The sequence below is a fragment of the Chryseobacterium sp. AG844 genome, assembly GCF_003182335.1.
Lineage (GTDB): Bacteria > Bacteroidota > Bacteroidia > Flavobacteriales > Weeksellaceae > Chryseobacterium > Chryseobacterium cupriresistens.
In genome coordinates, this window is sequence record NZ_QGTV01000042.1 from 1 (window position 1) to 11832 (window position 11832).

Sequence of the window (11832 nt, forward strand, 5' to 3'; positions counted from 1 at the left end):
GCTAACGCGGGAGAGTAGGCCGCCGCCAGTTTTTATTTTATTTTTAAAAAATCCTTTATCATTGTGATAAAGGATTTTTTTGTTTTATACCCAAGTTAAGCTTATAAGTAATGAGCAATGAATAATAATTGATAAACGATACATCAATCAACTATGATTGATCAACTATCACTTATCATTTATTACTTATGCTGGACAGCATACACTCCAATTGTCACTCCGTAGGAGTCTCAACAAAGTATTAGCACATAACTCAAGTATTACTTTTACCTTTTTAATCCTTTAAAGACTATAATAAAGGAGGCTGGATTCCTGCGGAATGACACAGTAGGAAAGAAGCAGGCCAAATAAAAAGAAAGACGCCATTGCAACCAATAACTCCATTGAAAGATAACCACGGAATCCGTATCCCGAACTTCGTTACATCATTTTATAATTTATCATTGATGATTCATTCACCATCCTAGCCCCGATAGGAATGGTTACCCCGCAGCAGGCATGAAGACCTGCGGCTTTACTCAGGGCGGGAGCGCAGGCGCGAGGAGTATGAATGGATAGCGGGAAACAGCTCCTGATATCTCAAATGGTGTTAAGTAAACTATTTCCTTCTATTACCCCGTTTTCCTCGAATAAATTCAATAAGTTTGTACTAGTTTTCCAAAAATAATTACAATGTCAGGAAATATTCTGATCATCGATGATGAGATCAAACTCCTTAAATTACTAGGAATGATCCTTTCCCAAGAAAATTTTAATGTAAAAGAAGCTTCTACGGCGCGTTCGGCAATGACGATGCTGGAGCAATATGAATTTGATGTTGTTCTGAGCGATGTTCGTCTGCCTGATGCTTTTGGGGTAGAGCTGGTAAAGGCTATCAAAACCAAATATCCACAGCTTGAAATTATCCTGATGACGGCATTCGGTAATATTACGGATGCTGTACAGGCTATGAAGAATGGTGCTTATGATTATCTGGTGAAAGGAGATGATAATGAGAAAATAATCCCATTGGTGTATAAGGCTCTTGATAAGGTAAAAGACAATAAATCGAGGGTTGCTCAGCAGGCTGTGACGAAAGGGTTTAATCAGATAATAGGTAAATCACCACTTATTTTGCAGGCTAAGAAACTGGCTGAAAAAGTAGCTTTAACGGATGCTGCTGTTCTTCTTACAGGGGAAACCGGAACGGGTAAGGAAGTTTTTGCGAGTGCCATTCACGAAGGAAGTGACAGGAAGAAAAACAGTTTTGTAGCGATCAATTGTTCAGCATTCAGTAAAGAAATTCTGGAAAGCGAGCTTTTTGGTCATAAACAAGGTGCTTTTACTGGAGCTTTGAAAGATAAGAAAGGATTGATTGAAGAAGCTAACGGAGGAACTCTGTTTTTGGATGAAATCGGTGAGATGCCAATAGAACTTCAGGCAAAACTGCTCAGAGTTTTAGAAACCAGGGAATTTATCAAAATGGGTGAAACCAAAGTTTCTAAATCTGACTTCAGGTTAATTGCTGCTACCAACAGAGACCTGATAGATGAAATAAAGCAGGGAAATTTCAGAGAAGACCTTTATTTCAGGCTGAATGTCTTTGAGATCACGCTTCCGCCATTAAGAGAACGAAAAGAAGACCTGAAAGCTATTGCCAAGCATTTTATAGATATTTTTTCTCATAAACTTCATCTGACAGGAGTTCAGGTAAATCCTGATTACTATAAAGTACTGGAACGAAACGACTGGAAAGGAAATATCCGTGAATTGAGAAATGCCGTGGAACGCAGCTTGATTTTGATGGATAACAATATCCTTGACGCAGAAAGTCTTCCCCATTATTCGGAAAAAGCTGTTCCTGAAAGTGATTCTTTAAGTATCAGATCACTGGAAAAAATACACATACAGAAGGTTCTACAGTATACAAAAGGTAACAAGGCAGAAGCTGCCCGTTTACTGGAAATCGGTATTGCCACATTGTACCGTAAACTTGAAGAATACGGATTAAAATAAACCTTTTATCATTTTAATAAAGAGCCTATCATTTTGATAGGCTTTTCTGTTTTTATATGGTTTTGTGTTTTGTATTAATATGTTGTTAGTCAATTAATTGACTGTTTGTTTTTCAAAATGGACTTTCTTTTGGCATATAGTCTTCGAATAAAATATTTAAAAATGACAATTTCAAGAAAAACGTTTAAAAAACGGGAGCACTCGACTTTTAGTCTGCTGATTGTATCGTACGTATTGTTGACCCTTTTAACCCTAATGATTAAAATATGATGCTCATAAGTTTAATTCTGCTTTTTGCAGTATTGTTTTGGCTTTTGTATAAATCAGTTGAATTTTTTGATAGAATATAAATTATGTGGAGTTTATTTTTCCTCTCAATACTTGCCTTTGTGTATATCTGTTATGTTTTAATGAAACCTGAAAAATTTTAATTAGTCATGAATACAGAGATTTTAGGCATTATAGCAATGTTTGCTATCACATTAGTTATCGGAATATTTTTAGGGAAATATATAGCTAATGTCTACGGATACAAAAAGACTTTTCTGGATCCGGTTTTTGAACCCATTGAAAAGTTAATTTATAAAGTTTCGGGAATTAATCCTGCCCGCCAGATGAACTGGAAACAGAATATGTATGCCATGCTGGCGATCAATCTGGTTTGGTTCATCATAGGTTTCCTTCTTTTGCTGAATCAGGCATGGCTTCCTTTGAACCCTGATGGGAATCCAAATATGTCACCCGATCTGGCTTTTAATACTACCATTTCATTCTTAGTGAACTGTAATTTACAGCATTATTCAGGAGAAACAGGAGTAAGTTATCTGAGCCAGCTTTATCTGATGTTTTTACAGTTTGTTACGGCTGCAACGGGAATGGCGGCAATGGCTGTCCTTTTCAAGGCTTTTAAAGAAAAAACAAGTACCGAACTTGGGAACTTCTACGATTTTTTCACCAAATCAATGGTCAGAATTCTGGTTCCGGTAAGTGTAATTGTTGCTTTAATACTTTCTATTAACGGAAGTCCGATGACTTTCGAAGGGAAAGATCACATTATAACACTGGAAGGCCAGAAAGCAGATGTCTCCAGAGGTCCGGTATCAGCATTTGTTGCGATCAAACATTTGGGAACTAACGGAGGTGGATTTTTCGGAGCCAACTCTGCGCACCCGCTTGAAAATCCTAATTATATGACCAATATGACAGAGATGATCGCTCAGATGATCATTCCGTTTGCATTGGTATTTGCACTAGGTTTTTATCTGAATAAAAGAAAACTTTCATGGGTGATTTTTACGGTAATGACGGTCGGTTTTCTGGCACTTACCATTCCGAATATCGTGAATGAAACAGGAGGAAATCCTCTGATTACCCAAATGGGTGCAGACAAGAGTCTGGGAGCTATGGAAGGTAAAGAAATCCGCTTTGGAAGTGCTGCTTCAGGATATTGGAGTATTGCCACTACTGTAATTTCTACAGGTTCTGTGAATGCAATGCACGACAGTACAATGCCTCTTTCGGGGATGAATGAGCTGCTTGCCATGATGATCAATTGCTTCTACGGAGGTTGTGGAGTCGGAATTCTGAACTATTTCATCTTTATCATTCTGGCTGTGTTTATCAGTGGTCTGATGGTGGGACGAACCCCGGAATTTATGGGTAAAAAGATTGAAGCCAAAGAAATGAAAATTGCTATGATTGTGGCCTTATTTCATCCTTTCTTAATTCTTGCAGGAACAGCTTTAACGGCTTATCTACCGGAATTTGGAGCAAAAACATTGAACAACCCAGGTTTCCATGGTTTCAGTGAAATGCTGTATGAGTTTACTTCTTCCGCAGCGAATAACGGATCCGGATTTGAAGGGTTGGGAGACAATACACCCTGGTGGAATATCTCAACGGGAATTGTACTGTTACTCTCAAGATTTATCCCGATTATTGGACCAGTAGCCATTGCAGGTCTGTTGGCACAGAAGAAATATATCCCTGAAAGTTCAGGAACACTGAAAACAGATACGGCAACTTTCGGATTCATGACTCTGGCAGTGATTTTACTGATTGCAGCGTTGTCTTTCTTCCCTGCATTAACTCTAGGGCCTATTGCAGAGCAGATTCAGTATTTCTCAAAATAAATGTGAACATTAAAAATTAAAATCAATATTCAACCATTAAGGAAGCCGAAAAGTTAGGAAGCTAGTCTGACACTTACTGAAACGTTCACTTAATATTATCCATATCTATCCTTATTATCTGGCAGACCTTGATGGTTACTATTGATTTATAATGATATAAATTCTTTCAAAAAAATGAAAAATCAGTCACAAACATTGTTTCAAAAAGATTTGGTCAACGAAGCGATAAAACAGTCCTTCGTAAAGCTGAATCCGAAGATTATGTTTAAAAATCCGGTAATGTTCCTGGTGGAAATCGGAACCATCGTCATGTTTATCGTAAGCATGTTCAGCCTTACCGGTGATAAAACCCAGGGAAGCTTTTCCTACAACTTTTTAGTATTTATTATTTTATTTTTCACCGTCCTGTTTGCCAATTTTGCAGAAGCTATTGCAGAGGCAAGGGGAAAAGCGCAGGCTGATACCCTTAGAAAAACAAGGGAAGAAACTCCGGCCAAATTAGTGCTTAGTAATAAACCGGGATTCCAGGTAGAAACAAGACTGAAAATGTCTGCTGAAATGACTTTAGGCGATATTTTCCTTTGTGAAGCCGGAGATCAGATTCCGATGGATGGAGAGATTATTGAAGGTCTTGCTACCATTGATGAGTCTGCTATTACCGGAGAAAGTGCACCTGTCATCCGTGAAGCGGGTGGAGACAAAAGTTCTGTAACAGGAGGAACGAAAGTATTGTCAGACAGAATTAAAGTAAGAGTAACCACAAAACCCGGAGAATCCTTCTTAGATAAAATGATTGCCCTTGTAGAAGGAGCGTCAAGACAGAAAACACCCAACGAAATCGCATTAACCATACTTTTAGCAGGATTCACGCTTACATTTATTATTGTTACCCTCACTTTAAAACCTTTTGCAGACTATGCGCAGACTCCGATTACCATAGCAGCATTTATATCTCTTTTCGTTTGTCTTATTCCGACAACCATCGGAGGTCTGCTTTCTGCAATCGGGATAGCGGGGATGGACAGAGCGCTGAGAGCGAATGTGATTACTAAAAGCGGAAAAGCAGTGGAAACTGCAGGAGATATTGATGTATTGCTATTGGATAAAACCGGAACAATTACCATCGGAAACAGAAAAGCAACTCAATTTCACCCCGCCAATGGAATTCAGCTTGAAGAATTCATTAAAGCTTCTGCATTGAGTTCCGTAGCTGACGAAACACCGGAAGGAAAATCTATTATTGAACTAAGTGCTTTAAAACCTGAAGATTTATTAGTTGCTAATCCCACTTATATCGATTTTACCGCAGAAACAAGAACTTCAGGAATTGATTTTGAAGAAACAAGAATACGTAAAGGAGCTTACGATACAATAAAAAAACTGACTGAAAAAGCCGGGAACATCTTCCCTCAGGAAACCCAGGATGCAGTAACTAAAATTTCTGAAAACGGAGGAACCCCTTTAGTAGTGGCCGTTAATGAAAAAGTTTGGGGCGTTATCGAACTTCAGGATATCATCAAAACAGGAATTCAGGAACGCTTCCAGAGATTGAGAAAAATGGGTGTAAAAACGGTAATGGTAACCGGAGATAATCCTCTGACTGCAAAATTCATTGCAGAAAAAGCTGGAGTAGATGACTTTATTGCTGAAGCCAAACCTGAAGACAAAATGAATTACATTAAAAAGGAACAGCAGGAAGGTAAGCTGGTAGCGATGATGGGAGACGGAACCAATGATGCTCCAGCACTAGCTCAGGCCGATGTTGGGGTAGCGATGAACAGTGGAACGCAAGCCGCAAAAGAAGCCGGTAACATGGTAGACCTGGATAATGACCCTACAAAACTGATCGAAATTGTGGAAATAGGGAAGCAGCTGTTGATGACCAGAGGAACATTGACGACTTTCAGTATTGCAAATGACGTAGCGAAGTATTTTGCCATTATTCCGGCACTCTTTATCACTTTTATTCCTTCTCTGCAGAAGCTGAACATTATGAACCTTCACAGCCCGGAAACAGCCATATTATCAGCAGTAATTTTCAATGCGGTGATTATTCCGTTCCTGATTCCGCTGGCGTTGAAAGGAGTTGCTTACAAGCCCATCGGTGCCAGTGCATTATTAAGAAGAAACCTTTTGATCTATGGGTTAGGCGGAGTAATCGTTCCGTTCATCGGGATCAAAATCATTGATCTGGTAATCAGTTTATTCTATTAAAATTAAAAAAATGAAAAATCATATTGTTTCAGCATTCAGATTAACGCTTGTCATGTTGATCGTTACAGGTCTTTATCTGGCAGTGGTTTATGGAGGTTCTAAAATACTTCCTAACAATGGAAACGGAGAAATTGTTTATAATAAAGGGCAGAAGTTTTATGCCAATATCGGGCAGGAATTCAAATCTGAAAAATATTTCCACGGCCGTCCTTCTTCAGTCAATTATAACGCAGCAGGAAGTGGAGGAAGCAATAAAGGTCCAAGCAATAAAGAATATCTGGAAATTGTACAGAAAAGAATTGATACTTTGAAAATGGATAACCCTGAAATGGGTAATGCTAAAGTTCCTGTAGAATTGGTAACAGCCAGCGGAAGCGGACTGGATCCGGATATTTCTCAAGAAGGGGCTTTATACCAGGCAAAAAGAATTGCAAAAGTGAGAAGTCTTTCAGAGGAACTGATCAAAAGCTTGATTAATAATCAAACGGAAAAGCCTTTCTTAGGACTTTTCGGACCATCAAAAGTAAATGTTCTGAAGCTTAACATTGCTTTGGATCAATTAAAATAATAAATTTAATAACCAATAATCATGTCAAGGTTTAAAACCTTGACATGATTAACATACCTTAATAAAAGTGAAAAAATATTTAGTTATAGGAGCCGTATTGGGAATGTTTTTCTCAAAAGCCCAGTCATCAGATTCATTAAAAACAAGTAATAAAGTGACATTTTCCGCTTATGCAGAACTCTTTTATACCTATGATTTTAATGAGCCTGGAAATCATATTCGTCAAAACTTTTTGTATTCCTATAACAGGCACAATGAAATGAACCTTAACCTGGGATTGGTTAAAGCCAGTTATCAGAGCGAAAATATCCGTGCTAATGTAGCTTTAATGGCAGGAACTTACGCACAGGATAATATGGCTGCCGAACAAAATGCATTACGGTACGTGAATGAAGCCAATGTTGGAATCAGATTATCAAAAAATAAAAACTTATGGATTGATGCAGGGATCATGCCTTCCCATATTGGATGGGAAAGTGCCATAGGAAAAGATAATGTGAATCTGACAAGAAGTCTGGCCGCTGAAAACTCACCTTATTTCGAAACTGGAGCCAAAATTTCTTATACCTCAGATAATGGAAAATGGTTTTTAAGCGGACTGGTATTGAACGGATGGCAGAGAATAGCCAAACCTGAAGGAAACCAGAGTATTTCTTTCGGGCATCAGATAACGTATAAACCAAATGATAAGATTACTTTGAACAGCAGCTCATTCATAGGAAATGATAAAACAAAAGAGGACAAAAGGATGCGTTACTTCCATGATTTGTACGGAAGCTTTCAGCTGACAGATCAGTTTTCGGCTGTATTGGGATTTGATATCGGTGCTGAGCAGAAATCAAAAGGAAGCGAGCAGTATAATATCTGGTATAGCCCAAATGTTCAGATGAAATATCAATTGGACGGCAAATGGGCATTAGCGGGAAGACTGGAATATTATAATGATAAAAATGGGGTGATCATCAGCACAGATACGCCTAACGGATTTCAAACTTTCGGATATTCTCTGAATGTAGATTATGCTGTTTTCAAAAATGTAGTTTTCCGCACAGAAGCGAGAGGTTTTACTTCAAAAGACGTCATTTTTGCTAAAAATGATGAATTTAAAAAAGGAAATTTCTTTATAACGTCAAGCTTAGCGGTTTGGTTTTAAAAAAGAATTTAGCCACAGGAAAGTGCTTAAAGTAAAATTAAAAAGAATAAAATCAATGTCATCAGCAAAAGATTTTTTAGAACTGATTCAGAAGTCCCGCAAAGGAAAATTCAAAATTTATATCGGGATGAGTGCAGGGGTAGGAAAAAGTTTCCGTATGCTTCAGGAAGCTCATTCCCTTTTGCGAAATGGCATTGATGTAAAGATTGGCTATATTGAAACGCATGGCCGTGAAGAAACTGAAGCTCTTGTAGAAGGAATTCCTCAAATTGAAAGGAAATCAGTTTTTTATAAAGGAAAGAACCTTGAGGAGATGGATCTTCAGGCCATTATCAATGAACATCCTGAAGTCGTGTTAGTGGACGAACTTGCCCATACCAACGTAGAAGGTTCCAAAAATAAAAAAAGATGGCAGGATGTACTGGAAATTCTTGATAACGGAATCAACGTCATCAGTGCCATGAATATCCAGCATATCGAAAGCCTGAATGAAGAGGTAAAGAAAATTACCGGGGTAGAAGTAACAGAGCGGGTTCCGGATAAAATACTGGCGCTAGCAGATGAAGTAGTCAATATTGACCTTACGGCTGATGAGCTGCTGACCCGTTTAAAAGAGGGAAAAATCTATAAAAAAGAAAAAATTCAGACGGCACTTAGTAATTTCTTCCAGAGCGGACATATTCTGCAGCTTCGTGAGTTAGCTTTAAAAGAAGTGGCCACCCACGTGGAGAGAAAGGTGGAAACAGAGATCAAAACCGAAAATTTTAAGCCCATAAAATTCCTGGCCTGTATCAGCAGTAATGAGAAAATTGCTAAAACAATTATCCGTAAAACCGCCAGATTAGCCAGCTACTATAACAGTCCATGGACTGTTTTGTACGTTCAGAAGCCCTCTGAAAATCCGGAAAAAATTGCATTGGATAAACAACGGTATTTAATTAATAATTTTAATTTAGCACAGGAATTAGGTGCCAAAGTAGTCCGCATCAAAGAAAGCAGTGTTCACAACGGAATTCTGGAGTATGTGATTGCCCATAATATCACGACGGTCTGCATTGGAAAACCCCATGCCAGTTTCTGGCAGCGAATGTTGGGGTACAGCTGGATATATACCCTTATGAACAGGCTGAATGAAAGACAGATAGATATTATTATTTTATCTTAAAAGTAATGAAACTTAAAACGAAACTTACCTTAGGCGTGGGCCTTTTATTTCTACTGATCGTTCTGCTTTCAGTGATAGGTTCTGTATACATCAATAAATTAAAATCCGATACTGAAAAAATCCTTACGGCCAATTATAACAGCTTGGAATTTTCCAAAAATATGCTTTTGGCATTGGATAATATCAGTACAGACAGTACCGTTGCCATAGCAGATTTTCGAAAAAATAATAAGCTTCAGGAAAAGAACCTTACAGAATTTGGAGAAAAAGAAGCCACTCAGAATCTGAATCTCCATTTCAACAGCTACCTTAAAGCTCCCGATATCCATAAAGAAAAGCTTATCCGTGAAGATCTTTCGAAGATCATGTCTTTGAATATGAAAGGGATAGAACGAAAAAGTGATATTGCGATTATTACAGCAGAAAATGCCACTTTTTGGATCGTAAGTTTAGGAACCGTATGTTTTCTGATTGCTTTTATCCTGCTTTTCAATTTACCACAAACTATCGCAGAGCCTATCAATCAATTGACCTTCAGTATTAAACAGATTGCCGATAAAAACTATAGTGAGAGGGTTCATTTTAAAGGAAGTGAAGAATTCAACAGTCTGGCAGACTCCTTCAACAGTATGGCGGAAAAACTTCAGGAGTACGAAAGCAGCACGCTTTCCAAGCAGCTGATGGATAAAAAACGGATCGAAACGCTGGTTAACAATATGCATGATGCAGTGATTGGTCTGGATGAGAATCATTTTATCTATATGATCAATGATGAAGCTTTAAAGATCACCAATCTCCATAAAGAAGATATTATTGGAAAAACGGCTCATGAAGTAGCCATCAATAATGATCTGATGCGTGAACTGCTGAAAAATATCGACCATCCGGTAAAAGATCCGATTAAGATTGTCCGTGATAACAAGGAAAATTATTTCGAGCAGGATATTATACCGATCAATATTGTAAAAACAGGGGAAAAAGAAAAAAAGAATATCGGAAAGGTAATCCTGCTAAGAAATATTACCCCTTTTAAAGAACTGGATTTTGCCAAAACTAATTTTATTGCGACCATTTCCCATGAACTGAAAACCCCGATTTCTGCGATCAAAATGGGCGTTCAGCTTCTTGGAAACCAAAAGTTCGGAGAACTGAACGAGCAGCAGCAGGAATTGTTGAAAAGTATCAATGAAGACGGACAGCGTTTATTGGATATCACTGGAGAATTGCTGAATCTTTCTCAGGTAGAATCCGGAAATATCAGACTGACTATTGGGAAATGTTCTCCGAAAGAAATTGTACAGACTGCTGTAAAGAATGTTGAGAAGCTTGCTGAGCAGAAAAATATTTCCATCAGTACAGAATATCTTCTGGAAGATAACGATGCTGTGACTGCTGATTTTGACAAAACCGTCTGGGTAATGAATAATTTTTTAACCAATGCGGTAAAGCACTCTTTTCAGGACGAAAATATTAAGATTGTAGTAGAAAAGCTGGATTCTTTCATTCAGTTCAGTATTATTGATACCGGAAGCGGAATAGATGAAAAATACCACCGCCAGATCTTTGACCGTTATTTCCAGGTTCCCGGAGAACATCAGAATGGAACAGGACTCGGTTTGGCCATTTCGAAAAATTTTATTGAAAAACAGCATGGAGAAATCGGAGTGAAGAGTTCTTTAAATAATGGAAGTACATTTTACTTCAGACTGCCGGTTTCATAGGGATTAAATAACGTATTCAAACACCTTATAGGTTTTATAAACCTATAAGGTGTATTCATCTATTTGAATAAAAAAATCAGATCCTTCTCAATTAAAAACTAACAATCCTATTCTTTATATTTGCGATAAAAATAACAATGAGAAAAACTATAGGACTCTTATTATTTTCAGTTTTGCTAAGTATCCAGGTCTCTGCTCAGACATTCACGTTGGAACAGCTTAATGGATTCAACAAACTTACCATGGATGAGTTTAAAAAAGAGATGAAACAGCTTCAGTTCAAATTTTATGACAGAACAGAAGGCTTAGGTTTCCTCTTAACAGAATATGATTCCCCGGACTACACATCGAAAATCGGAAAGTTTGAATATGCTGAAGAAAAATCGGAAGATAGGATTGAATTTGAGTTTAAAGACAAGAAAGAATATGATAAGTACCTTAAGCTGATACTGGCAGCTGGATATAAAGAAACTGAGAAGGGAAAGATTATTACCAAAGAGCCTTATGTAGATTACTATAGAAATAAAGAACATATCAGGTTGATCTTGCCTAAAGCAGGGCAAAAAAATCCGTACACCATTATTGTTTTCAAATAAAATCTGAATTTTAATGTAGATTTGAAAAATATAAAAAAGGCTGTGAAATCTATCACAGCCTTTTTACATGAATATTGGGTAAGTTTAATCCTTAATAAACTTTTGTACAATTATTTTGTCTTTTGTGAAGGCTTTGAGAATATAGTTTCCTTTAGAAAGCTCAGAAACAGGAATTGAGTTTCCTTTTACATTTGACACTCTCCCACAAAGTGTGTAAGTTAAAAAGTCAAGGCTTGGATTTTATAATCTGAGCCTTTTTTCAAAAATAAGCATAAATTGGTTGAGAAC

8 protein-coding genes and 1 pseudogene are annotated in these 11832 nt (G+C 37.6%); 8 read left to right on the top strand and 1 reads right to left on the bottom strand.

All coding sequences use genetic code 11. The features are described 5' to 3' along the window. Nucleotides 1–672: 672 nt before the first annotated feature. From DEU40_RS22035 to DEU40_RS22075, 8 genes are all read left to right on the top strand, one after another. The gene (locus DEU40_RS22035; RefSeq protein ID WP_110011842.1) at nucleotides 673–1995 is read left to right on the top strand and encodes a sigma-54-dependent transcriptional regulator; all 1323 of its coding nucleotides are present in this window, start codon (nucleotides 673–675) and stop codon (nucleotides 1993–1995) included. Between the two features lie 437 nt (nucleotides 1996–2432). Next, nucleotides 2433–4127 carry a potassium-transporting ATPase subunit KdpA gene (gene kdpA, locus DEU40_RS22045; protein ID WP_110011843.1) on the top strand — a complete coding sequence of 565 codons (1695 nt, stop codon included), beginning with the start codon at nucleotides 2433–2435 and terminating at the stop codon, nucleotides 4125–4127. 174 nt (nucleotides 4128–4301) lie between these two features. Next, a complete protein-coding gene (kdpB, locus tag DEU40_RS22050) occupies nucleotides 4302–6341 on the top strand; it encodes a potassium-transporting ATPase subunit KdpB (protein ID WP_110011844.1) in 2040 nt (679 codons plus the stop codon). A gap of 10 nt (nucleotides 6342–6351) precedes the next feature. Continuing rightward, nucleotides 6352–6909, top strand: coding sequence for a potassium-transporting ATPase subunit KdpC (gene kdpC / locus DEU40_RS22055; RefSeq protein ID WP_110011845.1), 558 nt, complete (start codon nucleotides 6352–6354; stop codon nucleotides 6907–6909). A gap of 103 nt (nucleotides 6910–7012) precedes the next feature. Next, a complete protein-coding gene (locus DEU40_RS22060) occupies nucleotides 7013–8062 on the top strand; it encodes a porin (protein ID WP_110011849.1) in 1050 nt (349 codons plus the stop codon). Nucleotides 8063–8117: 55 nt separating this feature from the next. Beyond that, the gene (locus DEU40_RS22065; protein ID WP_110011850.1) at nucleotides 8118–9227 is read left to right on the top strand and encodes a histidine kinase; all 1110 of its coding nucleotides are present in this window, start codon (nucleotides 8118–8120) and stop codon (nucleotides 9225–9227) included. A gap of 5 nt (nucleotides 9228–9232) precedes the next feature. After that, complete coding sequence (locus DEU40_RS22070; protein ID WP_110011846.1) at nucleotides 9233–10948, top strand: ATP-binding protein; 1716 nt, start codon at nucleotides 9233–9235, stop codon at nucleotides 10946–10948. Between the two features lie 137 nt (nucleotides 10949–11085). Continuing rightward, nucleotides 11086–11544: a hypothetical protein gene (locus tag DEU40_RS22075; protein ID WP_110011847.1), complete on the top strand. Its 459-nt coding sequence runs from the start codon at nucleotides 11086–11088 to the stop codon at nucleotides 11542–11544. 84 nt (nucleotides 11545–11628) lie between these two features. On the opposite strand, the pseudogene DEU40_RS22885 reads toward DEU40_RS22075, so the two are convergent. Beyond that, a pseudogene (locus DEU40_RS22885) lies at nucleotides 11629–11748 on the bottom strand (T9SS type A sorting domain-containing protein); the annotation flags it as partial. Nucleotides 11749–11832 lie beyond the last annotated feature (84 nt).

Excerpts from the sequence above, each read along its gene's own strand:
- DEU40_RS22035 (WP_110011842.1), top strand. The coding sequence starts at position 673 with ATGTCAGGAAATATTCTGATCATCGATGATGAGATCAAACTCCTTAAA.
- kdpA (WP_110011843.1), top strand. The coding sequence starts at position 2,433 with ATGAATACAGAGATTTTAGGCATTATAGCAATGTTTGCTATCACATTA.
- kdpB (WP_110011844.1), top strand. The coding sequence starts at position 4,302 with ATGAAAAATCAGTCACAAACATTGTTTCAAAAAGATTTGGTCAACGAA.
- kdpC (WP_110011845.1), top strand. The coding sequence starts at position 6,352 with ATGAAAAATCATATTGTTTCAGCATTCAGATTAACGCTTGTCATGTTG.
- DEU40_RS22060 (WP_110011849.1), top strand. The coding sequence starts at position 7,013 with ATGTTTTTCTCAAAAGCCCAGTCATCAGATTCATTAAAAACAAGTAAT.
- DEU40_RS22065 (WP_110011850.1), top strand. The coding sequence starts at position 8,118 with ATGTCATCAGCAAAAGATTTTTTAGAACTGATTCAGAAGTCCCGCAAA.
- DEU40_RS22070 (WP_110011846.1), top strand. The coding sequence starts at position 9,233 with ATGAAACTTAAAACGAAACTTACCTTAGGCGTGGGCCTTTTATTTCTA.
- DEU40_RS22075 (WP_110011847.1), top strand. The coding sequence starts at position 11,086 with ATGAGAAAAACTATAGGACTCTTATTATTTTCAGTTTTGCTAAGTATC.